Annotated in this window: 9 protein-coding genes; 4 read left to right on the top strand and 5 right to left on the bottom strand. The window is 62.1% G+C overall.

The genetic code is table 11. The annotated features are described in order from the left end of the window. Positions 1-165: 165 nt before the first annotated feature. Entirely contained in the window at positions 166-13584 is a 13419-nt protein-coding gene (locus GDN70_RS30585; RefSeq protein WP_173015896.1) for an S-layer family protein, read from the bottom strand. A gap of 881 nt (positions 13585-14465) precedes the next feature. On the opposite strand from GDN70_RS30585, the gene GDN70_RS30590 reads away from it, so the two are divergent. Beyond that, a complete protein-coding gene (locus tag GDN70_RS30590; RefSeq protein ID WP_173015897.1) occupies positions 14466-15566 on the top strand; it encodes a helix-turn-helix transcriptional regulator in 1101 nt (366 codons plus the stop codon). Positions 15567-15826: 260 nt separating this feature from the next. Next, positions 15827-16000, top strand: coding sequence for a hypothetical protein (locus GDN70_RS35250; RefSeq protein ID WP_157158179.1), 174 nt, complete (start codon positions 15827-15829; stop codon positions 15998-16000). A gap of 176 nt (positions 16001-16176) precedes the next feature. Here GDN70_RS35250 and opgC read toward each other — a convergent pair whose 3' ends face one another. Next, positions 16177-17604: an OpgC domain-containing protein gene (gene opgC / locus GDN70_RS30595; protein ID WP_152103418.1), complete on the bottom strand. Its 1428-nt coding sequence runs from the start codon at positions 17602-17604 to the stop codon at positions 16177-16179. A gap of 500 nt (positions 17605-18104) precedes the next feature. On the opposite strand from opgC, the gene GDN70_RS30600 reads away from it, so the two are divergent. Next, positions 18105-18764: a response regulator transcription factor gene (locus GDN70_RS30600; protein ID WP_028144290.1), complete on the top strand. Its 660-nt coding sequence runs from the start codon at positions 18105-18107 to the stop codon at positions 18762-18764. Here the strand turns inward: GDN70_RS30600 and GDN70_RS30605 are convergent. Together GDN70_RS30605 and GDN70_RS35820 are read right to left on the bottom strand one after the other, a co-directional pair. Further along, positions 18759-20879, bottom strand: coding sequence for an MASE1 domain-containing protein (locus tag GDN70_RS30605; protein ID WP_173015898.1), 2121 nt, complete (start codon positions 20877-20879; stop codon positions 18759-18761). The two genes, GDN70_RS30600 and GDN70_RS30605, sit on opposite strands and share 6 nt — an antisense overlap. A 1205-nt stretch (positions 20880-22084) precedes the next feature. After that, positions 22085-22480 (bottom strand): hypothetical protein, encoded by a 396-nt coding sequence (locus GDN70_RS35820; RefSeq protein ID WP_038972552.1) that lies wholly within the window; start codon positions 22478-22480, stop codon positions 22085-22087. 91 nt (positions 22481-22571) lie between these two features. On the opposite strand from GDN70_RS35820, the gene terL reads away from it, so the two are divergent. Next, a complete protein-coding gene (terL, locus tag GDN70_RS30615; protein WP_050995697.1) occupies positions 22572-23297 on the top strand; it encodes a phage terminase large subunit in 726 nt (241 codons plus the stop codon). Positions 23298-23638: 341 nt separating this feature from the next. On the opposite strand, the gene GDN70_RS30620 is transcribed toward terL, so the two are convergent. Continuing rightward, positions 23639-24118: a hypothetical protein gene (locus GDN70_RS30620; RefSeq protein ID WP_240536459.1), complete on the bottom strand. Its 480-nt coding sequence runs from the start codon at positions 24116-24118 to the stop codon at positions 23639-23641. Positions 24119-24157: the final 39 nt, after the last annotated feature.

Here is a 24157-nt window from a genome sequence, read left to right on the forward strand (position 1 = left end):
CCACCGGATAGCCGGTGGCGGCGGTTTTTGCTTGGGCTCGCGCGGCGATTGCTTCGACGGTTTCACTCGGGTTGGAGCTCGTAAATCCCGGCGGCGACTGCCGGGACGACGGTTCCGGAGACAGACGGCGGGACTGGCGACGCCTGCTCCAAAGCGGGCTTGCTCTCAAGCCAACAGGAAGTTGCCGTTGTGCAGCGTGCCCGTGACATTTTGCAGGCTCACGTCCATATCGCTCGTTCCGTCGCCGTCGATATCGATCTGAAGATAGTCGTTACCCGGCCCGGAATTCTGCAGGTGAGCCGAAGCCTGGTTGGCACCGAGCAGCGCCGCATTCTCCACGTACTCGATGTGACCGCCAGCGACGCTAATGCCCGAGAACGTAAAGCTGTCATTATCGGCGTCGAAATTGTGAATGGTATCGGCAGCGCCGGCGGCGGAATCCGCGGTGCTGACGAAGCGGAAGTTGTCATGGCCCGCGCTGGCGAAGATCTCATCCGCACCCGCGCCGGCAGTGATCGTCGTGTTACCTGACGCATTGCCGATCGTGATCCTGTCGAAATTCGCGGCGGCATTGACGGTTTCGACGTTGGTCACCGTGATGTCGTAGACATTCGCGCTGAAGTTCAGAGTGTCGTTGCCGCCGCCGAGATTGATCACGTTCGCCGGGCTGCCCTGCAACGTCAGAATGTCGTCCGACGAGCTCCCGTTGAGCAGATTCACGTTCCACAGATTGTCGAACGAATTGCTGCCTGCGGCGAGATTCAGGACGTTGGTCCCTTCGCCGAGATTGACCGACACCCCGGACACTGTATTCAGAAGCGTGACCGTATCGTCCGACGGGTTGAGATTGCCGGTGAAATCACTGCCGTTGAGGTTTTCGACGCCACTGATGCTGACCGAATTCACTCCATTGGCGAGCGACACCAGATCGTTTCCACCGCCCATGTCGATGACGATGCCATCGACATTGTTCGTCAAGCTGAGTGAATTGTCGCCCGAATTTCCGTTGATGTGCTCGACGCCGGTCGCGGCGAATGCAGCGAAGTTTCCGTTGAGGGCGATCGTATCCTCGCCGCCGCCAAGGTCGATCGCGACGCCGTTGACCGCTGCGATCGCACCGGTGACAGTCAAGGTGTCGTCGCTCGCGGTGCCGTTCACGTGATTGACGTCGTAGATGTTCACGAACGAGTTCGCGCCGGCAGCGAGGTTCATCGTATTGTCGCCGTTGCCGAGGCTGATGTTCAGGCCCGTCACCGTCGTCGACAAGGTGAGTACGTCGTTGACGCCGGGCGTCGCACCGAAATCGGATCCGCCGACCCCCTCGACGCCGATCAGGCTAAGCGTGTTGGCGCCGCCCGCGAGATTGAGCTGATCATTGCCACCCCCGAGGTCGACGACCAGTCCGTTGGCGGTCGTCGTGAGGTTGACGAACTCGTCGTTGCCGCTGCCGACCAGGTTTTCGACACCCGAGAGATTGAGCGTGTAGCCGTTACCAAAGGTGCCGTTGAGCAGGACGGTATCCCCCGTCCCGGCTCCCAGATTGATCCCGTGTCCGAAGATATTGGCTCCGACGCGAAGATAATCGTCTCCGGCCGTTCCGATCACGGGTGCCGTGTTAGAGAACTGTTGCGTCGAGAGATCGATCGGACTCGCCAACGAGCCCGATGACAGCAACACGATGGCGTCGCTGAACTGCAGCACTTCGACATTGGTCAGACCGTCGGTGCCGTCACGGTTCACGACATTGTCCTGAACCTGGATGGTTCCAGCCGTCGTGACAGTGTATTGCGATTGCGTACCCGAGAAGATCACCATGTCGGTACCGGCGTCGCCGTCGATCGTATCGTTGCCGCCCTGGCCGGTGATGCCGTCGTTCCCGCCACCTGCGTTGATCGTGTCGCCACTGCCGCCGCCGAAGAAGAATTCGTTATTCGAGCTGCCGACCAGCGTGTCGGCCTGGTTCGAACCCTGGACGCTGTTGACGCCTCCCGTGATGAAGTCGGCGCCGGCCGCACCGCTCACAAGTCCCGTCGAAAGGTCGACGGAAACTCCGCCCCCGCTCGCCTGGGAATACGAGACCCGCGTATTGCCGTTACCGGTGATGGTATCGTTGCCGAGCAGGCCTTCGAACAGGTTGAAGGTACCGAACGATCCTGCCGAGGTGACGCCGGTGAAGCCTGTGGCATTGTAGGTGTCGTTCAGGTTGCTGCCGGTCGCACTGTTGACGCCTACATAGGTGTCAGTGCCGATTGAGCCGCCGCCGGTCGCAGTCCCCGCCTGCAGGTTGATGGTCACGGCATCGGTGGCGCTGGAATAGATGATCCGGGTGTTACCGTTGCCGGTGATCGTGTCGTTGCCGGCCAGGCCTTCGAACTGGTTGAAGTTGCCGTTGTTGCCGACGTTGTTGGTTGCACCGTTCTGGAAACCGACGGCGCCGAAATTCGTGGCCGTGAAGACGTCGTTGAAAGTGGTGCCCTGGGCGCCCTCGATCCCGCGGAACGTATCATTGCCGATCGAGCCGTCGCCGGTCGCGGTGCCCGCCGTGAAGTTGATCGTCACCGCGCCGGTGGAGAAGTAGATGTTGTTGTAGCTGATGATGTCGAAGCCGCCGCGGCCGTCGATGAAGTCGTCGCCGGCAAGGCCGGTGAACGTTTCCGTCGCCGTGGTGGTGTTGCTACCGCTGATGGTGTCGTTGAACATCGAGGCCATCACGGCGTTGACGCCGCTGAACGTATCGTTGCCCGTGGACAAGTCACCGCTTGCGGTACCTGCCAGCAGATCGACCGTCACCGCGCCGGTGGCGTTGGTGAATGCAACGCGCGTGTTGCCGTTACCGGTGATGCTGTCGTTGCCACCCATGCCGATGAATTCGTTGAACGTCCCGTTGGAACCGGCATTCTGGCTGCTTCCGGTGAAACCAGCGGCGTTGAAGACGTCCGCAGCGTTCGAGCCGCGCACGGACTCGACCGATCGCAGCGTGTCGGTGCCGACCGTCGCGGCGTCGCCCGTCACGGTTCCCAAGGCCAGTTGAACGTCGATCCCGCCCACCGCGGCCGGATCGAGCGCGTAGTCCGCCCGGTCGAAACCAGCCCGGCCGTCGATGAAGTCATCGCCGGCGCGGCCTTCGAACGTTTCCACGGTTCCTGGGCCATTGGCACTGCCGAGCAGTTGGTCGCCAGATCCAGAGCCGACAACACCCGCAAAGCCCGAACCCACCAAGGTATCGGTACCGACCGAGGCATCTCCCGCCGCCGAGTGGGCCGTCAGATCGACGGTCACGCTGCCCGTTGCATTGGCATACGAGATGCGTGTCAGGAGCGCACCCAGGCTGTTCATCGCTCCCGTGATGCTGTCGTTCCCTCCGCGGCCTTCGAACTCGTTGAAGCCCACATTGGTGCCGGCAATGCCGGTATCGCCTGCAAAGCCGGTCGCGTTGAACGTGTCGGCATAGTCGCTGCCCACGATCCCCTCGACGTTCGCCAGCGTGTCCGTGCCGACCCCCGGACCTGTCACGGAGCCTGCCGCGAGATTTGCGGTAATGCCGCCCGTTGCCGCGACATAGTCGGCGCGGTCGAAGCCGAGGCCGCCGTCGAGCAGATCATTGCCATCGAGGCCCTTGAGGCGATCGTTGCCGGCGAGGCCGCTCAGACTGTCGGCGTAGGCGGTGCCGATAAGCGTATTTGCACCGGCGTCGCCGGTGAGGTGCACGCCCTGCCCCAGGATGAAGTCGGCAGCCGTGAGGTTCGACAGCGTCACGTTCAGCAGGGTGAGGGTGTCGCCATTGCCGAAGTTGATGACCGTGTTCGGCCCCTGTTGGGTGGCAAGCGCCTGAATGTCGGCAAGGGTCGAGACTCCAGGGATCCCCGTGAGGTCGATCTTGTCGGCGTCCGCCTGCAGGAAGTCGCCGATGGTGTCCGCGCCGCCGCCGGCAGCGTAGACAAAGGTGTCTGCACCGATGCCGCCGTTCAGGCCGTCGTTGCCAACACCACCGCTGAGCAGATCGTTGCCGCCGTTGCCGAACAGCTGGTCGTTGCCACCAGAACCGGTGATCGTGTCGTTGAAGTTCGAGCCCGCAACGTTGGTCACCCCTCCCAAAATGGTGTCATGACCTACCGAACTATCGCCGTCCACAGTACCGTTTGCGAGGTTAACGGTCACGCCGCCGGTCGCGTTGGCGAACAGCAGCTGCGTGCTGCCGTTGCCGGTGATGAGGTCGTTGCCGGCAAGACCCTGGAAGGAATTGAAACCGATGAAGCCTGACGCGTCGTAAGTGTCGGCGAAATTGCCGCCATAAACGCTGTTGACGCCCGTGAAGGTGTCGTGCCCGACCGATACGTCACCCGTGATCGAGCCGGCGTTCAGGTTGACGGTGACGCCGCCGGTGGCATTCGTGTAGAGCAGCCGTGTGTTGCCGTTGCCGGTGATGGCATCATCGCCGCCGAGGCCCTCGAACTGGTTGAAGGTGCCGTTGTTGCCGATATTGAGCGCACCGGGCTGGCCATAGCCCGTCGCCACGTAGGTGTCGGCGTAGCCCGTGCCCTGAATGCCCTCGATCGAACGCAGCGTATCGGTCCCGATCGACCCGTCGCCGGTCGCCGTGCCTGCCGCCATGTCGATCGCGACGCCGCCCGTGACCGTGCTGAGGCTGTTGTAGATGGCAACGTCGAAGCCGCCGCGGCCGTCGATGTAGTCGTCGCCGCCAAGACCGGCGAAGTTGTTGTTGAAGCTGCTTCCGAGCAGCGTGTCGGCGAAGGTCGAGCCCTGCACCGCGTTGACGCCGGTGAAGGTGTCGGTGCCCTCGGTCGCACCTGTCGCGCTGCCGGCAACCGTGACGGCATTCGTGGTCCCGACGACGCTGGTCTCGAGGTCAACGCTGACGCTCGAGGCCGCGATCTGGTAGTTCAGGCGGGTGGAGCCGTTGCCGATGATGGTGTCGTTGCCGCCGGCGCCGGCGAAGTCGTTGAAGGTCCCGGAGGAACCGACATTGGTCGCCCCGGCCTGGCCGAAGCCGGTCGCGTCGAACGTGTCGTCGAAATTGGTGCCGCGCGCGGCCTCGACGCTGCGCAGCGTGTCGGTGCCGACCGTGGCGTCGCCGTTCACGGTGCCCGCGGCGAGGTGAACATAGATGCCGGACGTGGTCGTCGTGTCCGAATTGTAGGTGACCTGGTCGTAGCCGCCGCGGCCGTCGATATAGTCGTCGCCGCCGCGACCTTCATAGGTCTCGTAGGTGAAGGCCGCATTGTCGCTGCCGTAGAACGTGTCGTTGGAGGCCGAGCCCCAGATCGTCGAGACGTTGGAGAAGGTGTCGTGGCCCACCGAAGCGTCGCCATCCGCGGTCCCGGCCCCGATGTCGACGATGACCGCGCTGCTCGCGCTCAGATAGGACAGTCGCGTCACTGCCTGCCCCAGGGCGTTGAGATCGCCGATGACGCTATCGTTGCCGCCGCGCCCTTCAAACTCGCTCTGGCCGGCGGCTACGCCGGGCAGACCGGTCGATCCGGTGAATCCGGCCGCATTGAACGTGTCGGCATAATTGCTGCCGAGGATCCCCTCGACATTCGCCAGCGTATCTGTGCCGACGCCCGGGCCGGTCACGGAGCCGGCCGCAAGATTGGCGGTGATGGCTCCCGTTGCATCGCCGTAATCGGCGCGGTCGAAGCCCTGGCCGCCATCGAGCTGGTCGTTGCCGCCGAGGCCTTGCAGGACGTCGTTGCCGCCGAGGCCGCTCAAATTGTCGGCATAGACTGTGCCGACCAGCGTGTTCGGATTGGCGTCGCCGATCAGGTGAACGCCCGGCGCGAAGATGAAATCCGCAGCAGTCAGGTTCGATAGGGTCACGTTCTGCAGCGTCAGGCTGTCGCCATTGCCGAAATTGATGAACGTGTTCGGTCCCTGCTGCGAGGCGATCGCCTGCACGTCAGCGAGGTTGTAGATACCTGCGCCCGAAAGGTCGATCTTGTCGGCTTGCGCCTGCGAGAAGTCACCGATGAAATCGGCACCACCGCCGCTCACATACACGAAGGTGTCGGCGCCGCCGTTGCCGAGCAGATTGTCGGCGCCGCCGCCGCCCTTCAGCGTATCGTTGAAGCCCGATCCGGACACGCCGTTGACGCCACCGGTGATGGTGTCATGCCCAACCGAGGCATCCCCATTGACGGTGCCGCTGGCGAGATCGACAACAACGCCGCCGGTCGCGTTGGCGAACAGCAGCTGCGTGCTGCCGTTGCCGGTGATGAGGTCGTTGCCGGCAAGACCCTGGAAGGAATTGAAACCGATGAAGCCTGACGCGTCGTAAGTGTCGGCGAAATTGCCGCCATAAACGCTGTTGACGCCCGTGAAGGTGTCGTGCCCGACCGATACGTCACCCGTGATCGAGCCGGCGTTCAGGTTGACGGTGACGCCGCCGGTGGCATTCGTGTAGAGCAGCCGTGTGTTGCCGTTGCCGGTGATGGCATCATCGCCGCCGAGGCCCTCGAACTGGTTGAAGGTGCCGTTGTTGCCGATATTGAGCGCACCGGGCTGGCCATAGCCCGTCGCCACATAGGTGTCGGCGTAGCCCGTGCCCTGAATGCCCTCGATCGAACGCAGCGTATCGGTCCCGATCGACCCGTCGCCGGTCGCCGTGCCTGCCGCCATGTCGATCGCGACGCCGCCCGTGACCGTGCTGAGGCTGTTGTAGATGGCAACGTCGAAGCCGCCGCGGCCGTCGATGTAGTCGTCGCCGCCAAGACCGGCGAAGTTGTTGTTGAAGCTGCTTCCGAGCAGCGTGTCGGCGAAGGTCGAGCCCTGCACCGCGTTGACGCCGGTGAAGGTGTCGGTGCCCTCGGTCGCACCTGTCGCGCTGCCGGCAACCGTGACGGCATTCGTGGTCCCGACGACGCTGGTCTCGAGGTCAACGCTGACGCTCGAGGCCGCGATCTGGTAGTTCAGGCGGGTGGAGCCGTTGCCGATGATGGTGTCGTTGCCGCCGGCGCCGGCGAAGTCGTTGAAGGTCCCGGAGGAACCGACATTGGTCGCCCCGGCCTGGCCGAAGCCAGTCGCGTCGAACGTGTCGTCGAAATTGGTACCACGCGCGGCCTCGACGCTGCGCAGCGTGTCGGTGCCGACCGTGGCGTCGCCATTCACGATGCCCGCGGCAAGGTGAACATAGATGCCCGACGTGGTCGTCGTGTCCGAATTGTAGGTGACCTGGTCGTAGCCGCCGCGGCCGTCGATATAGTCGTCGCCGCCGCGCCCCTCATAGGTCTCGTAGGTGAAGGCCGCATTGTCGCTGCCGTAGAACGTGTCGTTGGAGGCCGAGCCCCAGATCGTCGAGACGTTGGAGAAGGTGTCGTGGCCTACCGAAGCGTCGCCATCCGCGGTCCCGGCCCCGATGTCGACGATGACCGCGCTGGTGGCGCTCAGATAGGACAATCGCGTCACCGCCTGCCCCAGGGCGTTGAGATCGCCGACGACGCTATCGTCGCCGCCGCGCCCTTCAAACTCGCTCTGGCCGGTGGCCACGCCGGGCAGACCGGTCGAGCCGGTAAACCCGGCCGCATTGAACGTATCGGCATAATCGCTGCCGACCACACCCTCGATGCCGATGAGCGTGTCTGTCCCGACGCCAGCTCCCGAGGCCGTGCCGGCAGCGAGGTTGACGGCGATGCCGCCGGTCGCATCGGTATAGATGGCGCGATCGAAGCCCGCACCGCCATCCAGAAGGTCGCTGCCGCCGAGGCCCTGGAGGCGGTCGTTGCCACCGAGACCGCTGATGGATTCGGCATTGGCGGTGCCGACGAGGTCGTTCGCGTTTCCGTCGCCGACGATCGGCGCGGCCGGCGCGCCGAACAGGAAATCGCTCGCCGTCAAGCTGCTCAGATTGACGTTCTGAAGCGTGAGGCCGTCACCCGAGCTGAAGGTAATGACCGTGTTGGGGCCGCTCTGCACAGCATGCGCTTGCAAGTCAGAGAGGCTGAAGATGCCGTAGACCCCGGTCAGATCGAGCTTGTCCTGGCCATGGACGAAGTCCTGGATGAAGTCGAAGCCGCCGCCGCTCGCATAGACAAAGGTGTCCACGCCGGCGCCGCCACTGAGGAAGTCGTTGCCGGCACGACCATCCAGGATGTCGTTGCCGACGTTGCCGGAGAGACTGTCGTTGCTGGCGCTGCCGATGATGGTGTCGTTGAAATTGGACCCCAGGACATTGAACACGCCGCCCGTGATGGTGTCGTGGCCGACCGAGCCGTCGCCGTCGGCGGTGCCCGCAGTGAGGTTGACGGTCACGCCGGCAGTGGCGTTGTTGTACTGAATCTGCGTCGCGCCGTTGCCGGTGATCTGGTCGTTGCCGCCCTGCCCCTGGAACGAGGTCCCGTTCGGACCAGAGAATCCCGTTGCGTCGAAGATGTCGGCAAAGTTGCTGCCCAGGGCGCTGTTGACGCCGGTGAACGTGTCGTGACCGGTCGAGCCGTCGCCGGTGGCGGTGCCGCCCGCGAGATTGATGGTCACCCCGCCGGTCGCGTTGGCGAAGATCAGGCGCGTGTTGCCGTTACCGGTGATGACGTCGTCACCGCTCAGCCCTTCGAACTGGTTGAAGGTCCCGTTGTTGCCGACATTCGCGCCGGCCACCCCGTAACCGGTCGCATCGTAGGTATCGTCGAAGTTGGTGCCCTGAATGCCCTCGATCGAACGAAGCGTATCCGTGCCGTTCGAGGCGTCTCCGGTGACGATGCCGGCCGCCATATTGACGGTGATGCTTCCCGTGATGAAGAAGATGTTGTTGTAGGACGAGACGTCGAAGCCGCCGCGGCCGTCGATATAGTCGTTGCCGGCGAGGCCGGTGAAGGTGTCGTTGGTCGCCCCGCCCAGCAGCGTGTCGTCAAACATCGAGGCCTGGACGGCGTTGACGCCGGTGAAATGATCGGTGCCGACGGATGAATCGCCGGTGGCGGTGCCGGTGACGAAGTCGACCTGGACTCCGGCCGTCGCGTTGTTGAAACCGAGCCGCGTGAAGCCGTTGCCGGTGATGGTGTCGTCGCCGCCATTGCCGGTGAACTCGTTGAACGTCCCGTTCGAGCCGGCGTTGACGCTGCCCGAGCCGAAACCGGTGGCATTGTAGGTATCGGCGAAGTTGGTGCCGCGGATCGCCTCGATCCCGCGCAACGTATCCGTGCCGACGGTCGCATCGCCGGTGACGGATCCGGCGGCGAGATTGACCGTAATTCCCGTCGTGGTGTTCGGATCGACGTTGTAGTCCACGCGGTCGTAGCCACCGCGGCCGTCAATGTAGTCGTTGCCCGCAAAGCCCGAATACACCTCTGCGGTGAACATCGGATTGTTGCTGCCCAGAATCGTGTCGTTATGCGCGGAGCCCCAGACGCCGTTGAAGCCGGACCCGACGAGGGTGTCGTGGCCCACCGATGCATCACCTTGGGCATAGCCGGCGACGAGATCCACCGTCACCGCGCCGGTGGCGCTGACATAGGAGACGCGCGTCAGCTCGGCGCCCTGGCTGTTGGTGTTGCTGATGATGGTGTCGTCGCCGCCTCCGCCTTCGAACTCGTTGTAGCCGACAGGGCTACCCGGGACATGTGCATCGCCGGTGAAGCCAGCCCCGTTGAATGTATCGGCAAAGTCGCTGCCGACGGCAGCTTCGATGTTGACGAGGGTGTCCGTCCCCACGCCGGCGCCGGACGCCGTTCCGGCCGCCAGATCGATCGTGACGCCGCCGGTCGCGTCGGTATAGACGGCGCGGTCGAAGCCCGGGCCACCGTCGAGGATATCGTCACCCGAACCGCCGCCGAGATAGTCCTTGCCAGCGCCGCCAAAGAGGATGTCGTTTCCGTCGCCACCGCTGATGCGATCGTTGCCGTCCTGGCCATCGATCAGATCGTTACCACCTCCGCCCGAAAGCACGTCATCGCCGAGCGAGCCCAACAAGGCGCTACCGACCGGGATCAGCACGGCATTCGCAACCTCAGTGTCGAGATTATCGACAAAACGGTCTGTGAGCTGATCAATCGATTGTTGATCCGAAAAATCGGTCGCGGCGAGTTGGTCGGCAGCCGCGCCTTGAGCGACTTGGCCGGCCTGCGCCAATTCAGTGACGTTCGTGGCAGCCTGAATGCTGTCGTTCGCGGCAGCAACGACCTCGATAACCGTCGCGGCGGCCGCCGCATCGACGCCGGAGGATGTGACGACGCTCTGAACCGTATCGGAAGATGCCAGATCGAAGACGGGCGCGCCGGGGCCGCTCAGAGACGCCGTAATAGCGCTTGCAATCGCTGTAATGACCGCGCCCGTCTCCACGCCGACGGCCGACACCTGGGCGACCGTGCTTTGGACCTGGATAGCCGCCGCAAGCACCGCCGTTGCCGTCGGATCGCCATTCACCGCAGCGGGCACCGGATCGTACGACAGCAGGTCAATGGGGTTGGCAGGATCAGAGGCGAGATCGACGTTGAACGCGGCCGCAATGGCGCTCATGGCCTGGTCCGCCGTCAGCGGGTGCTCATCGTTTGCCGTGCTGTCGACCAGTGCGGCGATCAGCGTCGTCAGCGGAGTGATGACGGTGGAGCCCTCCGGCGCCCTCAGCACGCCGGCGACCTGCAATCCCGTCGAGATATCGACGCCGCCGATACTCACGAGCGGACCGGAGCCGCCCGCCAACGTAAAACTGCCGTCAGCCCGTGTCGTCGTGTGCGCCTCGCCTGCGTCGAGTATTCCGTTGTTGTTGGCGTCAGCAAATACGGTTGCGCCGCCGATATAGCCGTCGATATCCAGCGCGTTGATCTCGTTGGCACCGGACGTCACGGTCAGCGCGAGCTCGGCCGAGCTCACCGCCTGATGAACGCCGTCGTCGGAGATGGCGGTGACCTGCAGGGTGAACGGATCCGCGCTGCCGACGGCATGGTTCGGGATCAGGACGACGTTCTGGATTGAGTCGCCCGTCACGAGCCAGGCGCCGTCCCCGATCGCTGCGCCGTTCTGTACCGTAAAGCTCGACGGCACCCCCTCGATCTTCACCGACAAGGTGCTGCCCAGATCGACCTTGTCGGCCGCTATGTGAAGCGTGATGTTTCCGTCGGCGGCGCCCGACGAGTCCTGTACGCTCAGATTCGGTGCGTCCTGCGCGCCATGGATATCGAAGCTGATATTCTTGGTCGTGCCGTCGACGGACGTGACCGTGAAAGTCTCCGTCTTGGTGTCATTGGCGCCGAGATACTGAATAGCGGCGTTGTCGACCGAATAGGTGTAGTGGCCGTCGGCCAGCAGCGTCACCGTGCCGAGGTTGCCTTGTGCCGTGATCTCGCTGGCCTGGAACGCGGCCTGGTTCTGGTCGGCATCGACGATGGACAGCTGCCCGGACGCTGTCAGTTGGCCGTCCTCGGTGACCTCGTGATCCCCGACATTGCCAATGGTCGCGCCGTCATTCTCGCCGTGGATCGTGAACGTGACGTCCTTGGAGGTGCCATCCTGAGAGGTGACCCGGAACGTATCGATCTTGGTTTCGCCGGCTCCGAGATATTGCGCGGCGTTGTTGGCGACAGCGTAGGTGTAGCCGCCGTTGGCCGAGAGGTTCAGCGTGCCGAGATTGCCCGGCCCTGTGAGCACGCCGGCCTGGAATGACGACTGGCCCGCATCCGGGTCGCTGACCGAGATGCTGCCCACCGCGGTCAGATTCCCGGCGTTGTTCGCCGCAAGGTCTTCCGTCACGTCCGCAATGGTGGGATCGCCGATCGTCGCCGCGTGATTGCCGCCGGCCGGGCCATGAACGGTGAAGCTGACCTGCTTGGTGGTGCCATCGACAGCGGTCACGGTGAAGGTGTCGACCTTGACGGCGCCGGCCGCCAGATTGTGCGCAGCACTTTCGGCCACGACGTAGACATAGCTGCCGTCGCCCGACAGCAGCAGGAAGCCCAGATTGCCGGCAGCGGAGCCAACGGCCGGCTTGAACGCCGCCTCGCCCTGATCAACATCCGTGATGCCGATGCTGCCGGACGCGGTGAGCACGAGCGCCGACGGATTGTCGTAGACGTCGTGAACCGTGGGTGTGCCAATCACCGCTGCGTCATTGACGCCCTTGATGACGAAAGAGACCTGCTTGGCCGTGCCGTCGAACGACTTGACGGTGAAGGTTTCGACCTTGGTGTCCCCCGCACCAAGATATTGCACGGCGCTGTTGGCGACCGAATAGCTGTAGGTGCCGTTGGCATTCAGCGTCAGTGCGCCCAGATTGCCCTGCCCCGTGATCACGCCGGCCTGGAACGTGGACTGGTTCTGGTCGGCATCCGAGATCGAGATCGTGCCTGACACCGACAGCGTCGGCGCGCTGGCGTCTTCGGTGACGGTGGTGAAGGCGGGCGCACCGACCACGGCGGCGTCGTTGGTGCCGTGAACCGTGAAGGAGACCTGCTTGGCCGTGCCGTCCAGCGCGCTGACCGTAAACGTCTCGACCCTGGTCTCGCCGGCGCCGAGATATTGAACGGCACTGTTGGCGATCGAATAGGTGTAGCTGCCGTCGGCCTTCAGGGACAGGGTGCCGAAATTGCCCAAGGCGGATACCACGGTGGTCTTGAACGCCGATTCGCCCTGATCGACGTCGGAGATCGCGATCGTTCCAGTGAGCTTCAGGGTCGGATTGCGGGAATCCTCGGTGACATCGGCAGCCGAGGGTGTGCCGATGATTGCGGCATCGTTGGCGCCCTGGATCGTGACGGTCGCCGTCGCCGTCGATGTCAGGCCGGCGCTGTTGGTTACGGTGTAGGTGAAGGTCTCGGTCGCGGACTGGCCGGCGCGCAGCGACTGGAACGCAGAACCCGGGGTATAGGCGATGTTGTGGCCGTCGGCGGCGATGCTGACCGTCCCCAAAATTCCCTGTGTATTGACGGAGGTGACGCGCAGCGTCCCGCCCGCGGGGTTGGTGTCATTGGCGAGCACGTTGATCGCGGTGACGCCGGCATCCTCGCCGATCGTGACCGCATCGGCATTGGCGACCGGTTTTTGCACGAGCGAAACCTGGAAGACGGCGTCGTTGTAGTCGGCGTCGCCCGGCGCGGTGTAGCTGCCGTTGGACCTGCGCGTCGCGGCGGTATCCTCCCAGGCGATGGTGCCGGTCGCGCCGTCGGCAGTGTCGCCGGCGAGCTTGGCTGCCGTCTGCTGGCTGCCCGTGACCGACGAGGCATAATCGACGCCGCCCGCGTTCTTGGAGGTCTCGGTAAACAACGCATTGGCGCCGGCGCCCGTGAGCAGATCGGGCTTGCCGGCAACGTAGATGACGTTGCCGTTGGCATCGACATCAGCGACCGCCCAGGTGCCGTCCGAAAGCTTGATGACCTTGATGGCGCCGGTGAGATCGTCGGCATCGTTGCGGCCCTGCGCCGCACCATCCGGAATGAGGAAGAACTGGATCTTGCCGAGATCGGCGGTGTTCACCGCGAAGTCGACATGGGAGACACCGGGGGTGAGGGCGCCAGCCCCTTGCGAATCCGCATTTGCAAACAGGATTCCGCCGAGCCCCGTTGAGCTGTTGTACCAACCAAAGGTGTTGCGAAAGGCCGCGGACTCCGAGACAAAACTGGCGCGCAAAATCGTCTGGTCGCTCATGGCGAGCCCCCCCTTTAACATTCTGATGCTCAAAGTTCGCCGTCAGCCCAACGGCGCGAGTTGGAAATGAAATGGTCTTGTTATGGTTGTATTGGGTATCGATTCGACGAGGCGTCGTTGCCTGACGGCGAACGGCGAAGTCCTGTCACGGAGCGAAGGACTTCTGATAATTGCAAATTGTTTCCATTGTTGCGTGACTGCGTCAAGGCAGCACAGCTGCTAACCTTAAGCGCGGCGTGAATTGAACAGCGCAGCCGAGAGAGCGTGTGTCCCGGCTTTGCGATTGCGCCCGAGTTCGGCAGACCATGGGGTCGAAGCTTTGCCGAACTGCAGCACAATACGGGATGGAATGAAGCGATCGCCTTGCCTCCCCGGCTGGCCTTGACCAGATCGCTTAAGCTGCCGAGAAAATGGATTGCGACCGTTGATAGCGCGGCTGAACAATTCGCGCCGCGCCTGGGGACACGTATTGCGACATTCTGACGCGCCCAAATATCCCTGCTGCAGCTCGATATCGGGAGCCGAAAGCCGACGCCGAAATCCGACTGACTCAAGCAAAGCAATGTCATCTCAATTCCTGGTGCAGCAAATATTCCTCGTCCATGGAATAGCGCCGGCACATCTGGACGCATGACCCGAATGGGTCATTCCGGTCCGGGCGCCGCCGCCTTCCGCAGCCATCCGCTAGACTTTCGTCAAGTGCGTTTTTTTCAGGAAAAACAGGCAAGGGGGCTTGCTTCGAGCCGCCTCCTCACGAAGCATCGCCGGTCGGGGAAACGCGTTGGAGGGCCTCAGATGTCGGGGACTTTCTGCCCGGCATGCAGCAAGAATGCATGCCGGGCTGCAACGAAATGCGCGGGGCTGGGCGAAGGGGACCGCGCTTGAAAGCCGACAAAATCGACGGTGCAGGACTGTCGAGGGTCCTCAATCGACTTGGCGAGGCCGCCGTGAATCCGGAAGCATGGCGCGACATCATGGATGACATCTGCAGGGCGGTGGGCGCGTCGGCGGCCATACTCCTTCAAAGTGACGTCAGGACTCCCGACGTTCCACGCACGGCATCGATCGCCGAGGCCACCGATCTCTACTTCAGGAACAACTGGCACTTAAGAGACCCGCGCGCCAAGGCTTTTCCGCGCATGATGGCGGGCGAGGTCGTGACCGACCTCGATATGATGACCCCGGAGCAGATTCGCGCCGATCCCATGTACAACGAGGTGCTGTTCCCGTTCGGATACCGGTGGTTCGCCGGCATCGGCTTCTGGGCCGACAGCGCAGCGTGGGCATTGACGATCCAGCGAACCGGCCACGAAGGCGCATTCGAGGCACCCGACAAGCAACTGCTTGCCCAATTGGCGCCGCGCCTGACCGAGACCGCCACGCTCGCGACGGTGATGGGAAGGGTCGCGCTCACCTCGATGACCGATGTGCTCGACCGGGTCCAACAGCCCGCATTGATCCTCAATCGGGAAGGAATGGTCCTGCGCACCAACACGGCAGCCGAAGCCGGATTCGACAACGAGATCCGCATCAGGGAGCGGCGCCTCGTTGTTCACGACAAGCAGGCGATGACAAGGCTCGATCAGCTGATCAGCATGATCCGATCGACGCCGGATGCCGCGGCCATGCCCGCCTCTCCGATCCTTGTCCGCCGGACGACAAAGCCACCGGTCGTGTTGCGGATCCTGCCGGTGGACGGCGCGGCGCGCTCCGTCTTCCTCGGCGCTCGCGCCATGCTGATCCTGTCCAACCTCATCCCGCGCGCCGCGCCGGACCCGGCGCTGATCGGCCAGGCCTTCGATCTCACGCCGGCGGAATCCCGGCTGGCCGCCCTGCTTGCAACCGGCACATCGCTCGCCAGCGCGTCCGAGCACCTGCGCATCTCGCGCGAAACCGCCCGCAACCACCTCAAGTCGATCTTCTCGAAGACGGGCGCGCACCGCCAGTCGGAGCTTGTCAGTCTGGTTTCGCAACTTGGTTGATTTGCATCGTCCAGCTCGGGGACCGGGACCGGGGTCCCCGAACCGCACGATTGCGCGCTGCGCACGATGGAGCGGGCGCTGACCATAACGAACGGGTCATTCCCTGCGAACAGGGAAATTTACAGGGAAAACGCCCACCGCAGGACCCGCCTTGGCAACGAGAGTTGGCGGGAACCACTTGAAAATCCGCAGAAATCCCGAGCGTCGCGGTCGCATCGGAACAGGGAATTTTTCGCTGGCAAACAGGGACTCTCCTGGCCGTGAGCACGGAAAAATATCCGGCGGACTTCAGTGGCGCGCCTGTCGGACACTGGCAACGCGGCTACAGTGACAAGGTGACCCCGATCATCGACCGGTTTTGCACGGTGCATGCCAAAGCTGACTTTCGGCTCCTGGCCTATGCTCAATCTGCCCGCTGCGGCTGCGTGCTGTGACCTTCGAAATGGCTCCGTACATCAGCAACACGGCGGAACGCCAGATGGCGACTGAACCGTACGATTCCCGTTGCTGAGACATTCGGCCTCTCGCTGCGAAGAAACGCGATCCTTCACCTCCTAGTGATCTCTCAGAGCGGCTTCGAGGTCTGCCGGAACTTTTCCGTGCCGATGCGTCAAAAGCCATATTCCGCCGATGGAATGGTCGCTGTTGCATTCCTGGCTGCAGGCTTCGGCGACGCCGCGATGACATCCGCCTTCGGCCGTACTAATCCGTCTGCGAGGCCAAACACCTGGTACACTCGGTGGGATTGCCTATCCACGAACCAGCAATTGATGACGGGATTCCGGCCGCCGGCCCATCCGAGCTCGCGCAGTCCTCGGCGGAACGCCTCCAAGGGGCGCCAGCCAACGGTGCCCCAGGCAGCCGGCGGGACGCGCACGCCTGCAGCCAGAGCAACAGTCGGCTGCAGCCGGGGCGTGATCTTGACCAAGTTCAGCAGCGTCGCTGCCACGATCATCATGAGGACTCCACCAACGCTGAGCGTGATCTGCATCGCAAGCCCTTCCGATATGTCGAGCAGCGCCAGGAGGCTAGCGAGCGTCAGCAGGACGCCGAGGCAGAAGATTGGCAACGAGTGCTTGCCACAGAGGATGGCGCCGCGCATCACCGCACTCGTCAATGCTTGCCGATTGGGCGGCGCGAACCATACCGCCACAACCGCTAGAGCCAAGAAATGCAATAGACGCAACGGATCGAGATTGGATTTGTCTAGCGGGTAAGCCAATTTGGTCAGCCCCTGCGGGATCAACGCTTCCAACGGCTTGATTCTCCAGCTCAATGCGATGACGAGGCTGAAGATCAGATAGAGAGCGGCGGGCACGAGCACCGTGCGAGACGTTAGCCAGGGGCGCACTCTTTCGCCCTCGATTATCATCCACGCACCAAGAACCGCCAATAGCTGCCAGGCCAGTGGATTGAAAGCCCAATGGCCGCTCGGCCACGCCGGCATGGACCAGCCGAACATTTGCACCAGCGCATAAAGCGCCAGCGAGGCGCCAAGCGTCACGTTCGGCATTCGGAGCAGCAACCACAGCAACGGCGCGAAAAAGAGGTGGAGAAGCACGAAGTTCGGCAATACGTCGGTATTGACCGGACGGTATTGCAGAATCGCTGCGTGGGCGAGCGCCGAGCCCGGCTGATCCAACAGAATGCGCGTATTGCTCTCATCAGCAAGACGGTCCCCGCCTGCGAGGTGAACCAAGATGGCGCAGGCGAGCGTCAGCAGCAGAAATGCGACATAGATGTCCCAACTTCGCCGCAGGGTCCGGCGGATCACGCTGGTCCACCCCTCGCAACTCCGTACTTTGCCGTAGGCTAGCGCGCAGGTGACTCCCGAGACGAACATGAACACTTCCGCGGCATCGCTGAAGCCGTAGTTCCGTAGCGTCAGCCAACTTCCAATGTTATTGGGGACATGATCAAGAAAGATGCACCAGAGCGCGATGCCGCGGCAGGCATCAATGCGAGGGTCGCGGCTGTTGACTTTGAGCTCCGGCGGAGCGCCCGCAAATAGCTTCGGGGATGCGGTCCGATCCTGCATTGGCTTGCCTCGTCCAGGGTACGCGCAGGCTTCGAGAGGAACGATCGAGAGGAACTGAATGTAACAAAAAGCACGCTGCGGGATTCTGACAGCGACGCAGTCCAGAATTGCTTCACACCGACCCGGCCACAACAGCAACTGCGACAATGACGATATGGCCGGGCTGCGCAAAACCCTCTGGTGGAATGGCTGACTGTCGTCATCATCGTGCAAGCGCCGCAGCCTGTAAATCGGCCGGAGGTCGGTACAGAGAGGTGCCTAGGTCCTATGACCAAGGTACCGTCCGTCCTGCCGTCCGTTTGACCTTGGTCAGACATATGATGAGCAATTCATCGCTCGCATTAGAAGGGGCCCGCGAGCTGCGCGCTTCACGTAGTCCGCTCCCTTCTTACCTGACGGCGAACCGCCGGCCGGAGCCGAGATAGAAGATGGACGATTTCGAAGGTGGGTATATGATTTCCTATTGATCTCCGGGCGGCCAGAAGACGGAGACCTTTTCTATGAAGGTGCTTGTTGTTGACGATCACACATTGATTCGGGCCGCGCTGCACGCTGTCCTGAAGCAACTAAAGCGAGAAGCCGTTATATTCGAAGCTTCGAGCGGCCGAGAGGCCATGCACATCGTCGAGGAGCATCCCGACATCAGCCTCATTCTGCTTGATATCAATTTGCCTGATCGCGACGGCTTCTCCGTCCTTTGCGAACTGCGCGATCGCTATGCGAGGACTGCCGTCGTCATTCTCTCGTCCTCCGATGATCAAGACACAGTCAGGCGCGCCTTCAAATTCGGCGCGCTGGGTTTCATTCCGAAAACCACGGAACGCGAGGTGATGCTCAAGGCTATTGAATTGGTGTTCTCCGGCGGAGTTTACATCCCGTTGGAGATACTGGAGAAGACAGCGGGCCCACGGCATGCAAACAAGCCAATGGCGCCCGACTCGCTCAAGGGGCTCGGGTTGACCGATCGGCAGATTGAAGTACTTGCGCTCCTGATGAAGGGGAAGAGCAATAAGGTCATTGCCAGGATGCTCAATATGGCAGTGCCTACGGTGAAGAATCACATCACGGTCGTTCTCAAGGCGCTCGGCGTAGCGACGCGCACCGAGGCCATCATAAAGGTCGGAAAAATGGGCTGGGAGTGGCCGAAATCTGGATCATGAAACTGCCCCAGCGTCTCTCCCACCATCGTGATCCCTAAACAGCTTGTGCATGACAGCGCGGAGCTGCATTGGGTCGACAGGCTTATGCAGCAAAACGTATCCTCTATCCTTGGCGTCCCGCAGTGGTTCAGCTGCCGTATCGCCGCTGATGAGAATGGCAGGAATTGACGAGCCAAACGCCGCATTGATTTGTTCAATTGCCCTGATTCCGGTCTTCCCGCGTGCGAGATGATAGTCCGAGATTATGAGGTCGGGGCGTTGTTCGCGCTCAGCAAGTCGAACCAGTGCGGCTTCGTCGGATCCGGCGGCAAGAACCGAACATCCCCATTTGCTGAGCAATCCGCCCGTTCCCTCCTGCACGATGGGAGTATCGGCAATAACAAGAATTGCCTTGCCGTCGACTGCAAAAGCGCCGGGGTGTGGTAAGTCGGCGGGCGCTGCGGCTCTGACGCATTCGTCGACCTTCGGAACCAGAATCGTGAATCGCGAACCGCGACCCACAGTCGAAGCGAGCTCAATGGGATGGTTGAGAAGCAAGCGAAGCCTGTCGACAATGGCAAGGCCGAGCCCCAGGCCGCCGGACCGGTTCTGCTCCGGAGCAGGAACTTGAAAAAACTCGCCAAAGATATTCTGCTTCTGATCCTCGGGAATGCCGGGACCGGTATCGTATACTTCGATGCGCAGCATTTCACCGCGCCGACGGCATCCGACCAGGATCCCGCCCTTTAACGTATAGCGCACAGCATTGGATACCAGATTCAGCAATATGCGTTCGAGCAGCATGGCGTCGCTCCGTACCCAGGCGTCACTTGGCCTGACCCGTAAGCGCACGCCTTTTTCTCGCGTCGCCTGATCAAACGCCGTCTCGCTTTTTTGCAACAGGCGTCCGATCGGGAATTCGGTAATGTAAGGGATGAGCATCCCGGCATCGAGTCTCGAAATGTCCAGCAGCGAATTGAACATTTCATCCATTTCCTTGCGCGTTGCGTCGACCCGCTCGATCGTCTTTGCCCTCTCCCCCGGTTCGAGCGGCGTGCGCAGCTGGGCAACAAACAGCCCTAATGCATGTAACGGTTGCCGCAAATCATGGCTTGCCATGGCAAAAAAGCGTGACTTTGCGGCACTGGCGAGCTCCAGCTCTTGCGTTCGCTCTGCGACCTTCTGCTCGAGTTCGACGCGCGCGCGGCGCAGACGCTCCTCCGCTTTCTTGCGCACCTCGACATCGGCGCTCAGCAACAAGCTTGGAACGGTAATGCTGATCAAGAACATCAACACCAGCAGGAACGATGCGTTAAGGTCCGTAGTTGCGAACGGGCCGCCGCCCGTGAGCGTGCCCCAGATCGTGATGCCCGCAAGCATCAGGGCGACCGTCGCGGTATCGCGTGGACCGCGGCGCAGCGCCGCCCACAACATCGGCAAGATCGCCAGAAAACCCAGTGGATCTCGGCCGGGCGTTTGCTCAATCAAAGGGCTGAAAGCAATGAGTCCAACAACCGCCGCTGTCGTGAGGACGCCAACCGTCTCCTGAAGCGCATGGCGTTCGAAGTCATGATCGCGGCTTGATGCCCAAAGCACGATAACGGGAGTAATGACCAGTGCGCCTGTCACGTCTCCCAGCCACCAGGTGATCCACGCGTCCGCGAAACTTTTCTGTTCGATGTACCCGAAGATTGTCAGACTGGTCAGTCCAATGCTGGCGCTGATCGGCGTCGCGATGACGACGCAGATCACCGCAAACTTTGCGACAGAATCGGGGGTTGAAAACGTGTTACATCCGCTCGACCACCGATTAATGAGGTAAGCGCCTACAATCGCTTCAAGAGCGTTGCCGGCCGCAATCGCGATTGCGGTAGCAACCGAGCCCGCCGTCGTCGCATTTGCAATCAACGCTGCCGCAAAAATTGCTGGCCAGGTCCGATATCCCCCCAACAGCACCGCCGCCAGCGCGACACCTGTCGGCGGCCAAATTGGCGTTGAACTGGGATGAATGGACGCGAGAGCAAGCCCACCTTTGGCCAAGACGAGATAGATGGCGCCGATTGCGACCAGACAACCGACGTAGCTGACAACTCGGCTAGAATTTGTCTCGGGAGCTAATGATCGAGGATTGGACATCGTCCACGTCCTGGACTAGGCAAATGCTTCGTCTATCGAAACTGACTTTTGATCTCTGGATCTAACATCGCTAGATGGATACTGGCAGATGCACTCAGGTCCAATTGATCACAGCAGTTTGCTGGCGGACTAAGAGACGGCACGTGATCGAGCTGGCCGACTTGCTGTTCAATCCCCGCCGATTGCGTTAGAACCAGTGGGACGAACAGGGCACCGTTGCACCCCGAGGAATTCGCGCCATCTCGTGTTCACCCCGAGCTTTTGGGGGATGCATCGTACGACGAAGATAGGCGCTCCGAAAGCCGGATCTGGACCTGGACCAGGTCGCTGTGCGCGACAAAGGCCTATCTCTCGTTGGAGTCTCGGGACTGAACCACTTGCACGATAGCTTGCTGCGACGTGACGAGGAAGCGGAAGCTTCGCAGAAGCATCTCCATGACCGATGAGGCGACGAGTCCGTTGCGTGGGCCGTGGCGTTTGCGATGGGCGGTGCAAATCGGCCTTGATCGAACAACCGTAAAGAAGCCTGTGATCGAGTGACATCGTTCGACGACTTGCGCGGCGGTCATCAAGTTTGAAGCGCTGCGTCCTTTGTTCGCTATCGCTGACAAAACGGCGCACTCACTTCACCGCATTCAAGCATCTTTGAAAAAGCAGCACTGGCGTGCTCACGCCGCCAGCGGGCGGCAATTAATCACTTGCGTGGGCATCCGAAGACGAATGCGCCGTACTACACGGCCTTCGTCCGGATTGATCAAAGCGAATTGGCGGGCATACCGAAGATTCGCCGGTGTCCCGGCATGCCGGCGATCGTCTTGCTCGCGACCGCTCACCGGGCCGCGTTCGAGTCCACCGTCGGCCGCTCGCATGTCATTCGATCAATCATTCCGACACAAATGACGTGTGAAACGCTTGATAGCCTCTTGCTCTTAAGCGCCAGCCGCACGTTTCGGCGCGCAGTGAGATTACGCCGCTGTAATAGCGACATACCGGCTCGGTCAAGGGATGGCGTGAGAAATCGGATTACTCCTGAGAATATGAAGTCTCGAGATTTCATCGATTTTGGCGTAGGCCGCTCTACAGCCCAAAGCCTCGGCCAATCTCCCGCATCAGCCTGAGCGCGGCGTCAGTATGGCGGCCAATAGAACAGCGCGCGATCAAGCTGCGAAAAGATGCCCATTCCAAATAGCGCGATAGCAACGCCTCTAAGCATGGTTGGGGAAAGCCGGCCAATAGAACGCAGTTGATGGTTCGCCACCGTTGAAGGCCATTGCTGCACATGAGGAGGAATTCCGCTCGATGGGGCCCGATATCGCCGAGCAAGAAAAGAAGCAATGATGTAACGTCTCGACTGGCCCAAAGGCGACGATCGCGATGGCGTCCCGCCGATCAGCAGCCAAGGCCACACCGGAGCTGGTGGCCCACGCGGACGGATCCACGCGAATGACCCATAGGTAGCCGCCACGCGTGATCAGGCGCACGCGGTCGCCATCGCGCTCCAGTCGGAGCCGATAACCGTCGTATTTTACTTCGTGGAGCCAATCGGGGCCGACCGGGACCGCAATGCCCTTCGTCGGCAGGCAAAACTCAAATGAACGCATGCGGGAAGAATAGGCATTCTCGGCTGATTTGCGAGAGGCGGCCCGAGGGCAAGTTCGCAATCAAGTTCATGGCTTGGGCGGCATGGGAGCGATGTCGGTACCACCGCTGTCGGCAATAACTTGCTCCACTGCCGATGCGAGCACATCAAGGTTAGGAGAGGCGCTGCATCCGGTCCATGAATCGATCAAGACGCTGCGCAAGCTGCGCCAGACGCTCGGGCCGGACGTGTTTGCGGCGCAGTACCAGCAGGCGCCGGTGCCGGCCGGCGGCGCCATGATCAAGCGCGATTGGCTGCGATATTACGACGAAGCCCCCTCAAGAGATGTGCTGGGCTGCCGCGTCATCCAGAGTTGGGATACGGCCGCCAAAAATGGCGCGCAGAACGACTGGTCTGTCTGTACGACGTGGCTGGTCATTGACGGGAATTACTACCTGCTCGACCTTGTGCGCGGTCGGTTCGAATATCCCGCCCTCCGCGACACCGCACTCCAGCTCGCCAAGCGCTTCAAGCCGCACGAGATCCTGGTCGAAGAGGCCTCGACCGGAATTGCCCTGGCGCAGGAACTCCGAGACCAGGGCGACTGCTTCGTCAACCCTATCAAAATCAATCATGATAAGGTTGGTCGGCTCTACGTCCAGCAGAGCAAATTTGCCGCCGGACGCGTACTGTTTCCGAGAAATGCGTCGTTCCTGGCCGAGCTCGAGATGGAGCTACTGACCTTTCCGCAGGGCCGCCACGACGACCAGGTCGACAGCATCAGCCAGGCGCTGGCCTACGAGGACAACGGCTACGATTACACGCTGAGTTGGGTCTGATGAGGCCGCGAGCTTCTCCATCACCCTCATGCAGCCCGAGCCGCAGGTGGTCGAGCCGAGTTCGCGACGGGTCCAGACGTGAACATCAAAACGATCGTCGGGGGCGCTCAGCGCCCCCTTCGGCGAAGGGCGTCGACGTGGTGGCATTTGTCGCGGTCGCCAGGCGCTCGGCGGTGAAGCCGTGAAGCTGTTAGTGGAATAGTTATGGGTACCAGGGCGCAGTTCGGGCCCCAAGCAGCCCCACGCGCTAAGCTCCGCCAGACTTACGTGGCCCTGAGGAGCTTCGCCGCAGCTGTGGACCAATGCAGTCAATTTCCCGAACGAAGCCAAGTGCGCGCGCGTCAACCTTCCGTGGTGCCTAGCGAGCGAAGCGCCCGCCGCTGTTGCGCCAAAGCGTACCGCTCATAGCGCTCAAGCGCTTTGAGGCGTTTGAGGCCTGCCGGAATGGGGTCGGCCAAAAGCCCGGCCAACATGTCCTGCCGCAAACGGCGGAGCCGCAGCAGCGCGAGCTTGGACCGCGCCAGCGCCAGCGCCGAGGCCGGGGTGACCCCATGCCCGAGCCCAGAAGCAATCGCGACTGCAAAATTCGCGGTCTCCGCCGGATCGCCGATCGCGCTCCGCGCCAAGCCATGGCGCAGCGCATTTTGGCTGGACCTTGTCTTTCCACCCGCCGATTTCGGTCCGGTGCTGCGTGTGGCATTGCGGCGATTGGCTTCGATTTGTCGAACTGACGCCATGTCCCAGGTCCTCGGTTTTGGCTGATCATAGCCATTGGAAAGATCGCTCCAACGCATTGAAAAATAAAGGGTTTTCAGGCCCAAAGAACAGCAAATTCGCTGCAGAAAGGACTGGCATTCCCG

Origin of the sequence: Bradyrhizobium sp. TM102, assembly GCF_009176685.1 — a bacterium.
GTDB classification, from domain to species: Bacteria; Pseudomonadota; Alphaproteobacteria; order Rhizobiales; family Xanthobacteraceae; genus Bradyrhizobium; species Bradyrhizobium ottawaense.

Bases quoted from the DNA above. Each gene is read 5' to 3' on its own strand.
- GDN70_RS30585 (WP_173015896.1), bottom strand. From the start codon at position 13,584: ATGAGCGACCAGACGATTTTGCGCGCCAGTTTTGTCTCGGAGTCCGCG.
- opgC (WP_152103418.1), bottom strand. From the start codon at position 17,604: ATGCAGGATCGGACCGCATCCCCGAAGCTATTTGCGGGCGCTCCGCCG.
- GDN70_RS30600 (WP_028144290.1), top strand. From the start codon at position 18,105: ATGAAGGTGCTTGTTGTTGACGATCACACATTGATTCGGGCCGCGCTG.
- GDN70_RS30605 (WP_173015898.1), bottom strand. From the start codon at position 20,879: ATGTCCAATCCTCGATCATTAGCTCCCGAGACAAATTCTAGCCGAGTT.
- GDN70_RS35820 (WP_038972552.1), bottom strand. From the start codon at position 22,480: ATGCGTTCATTTGAGTTTTGCCTGCCGACGAAGGGCATTGCGGTCCCG.
- terL (WP_050995697.1), top strand. From the start codon at position 22,572: ATGTCGGTACCACCGCTGTCGGCAATAACTTGCTCCACTGCCGATGCG.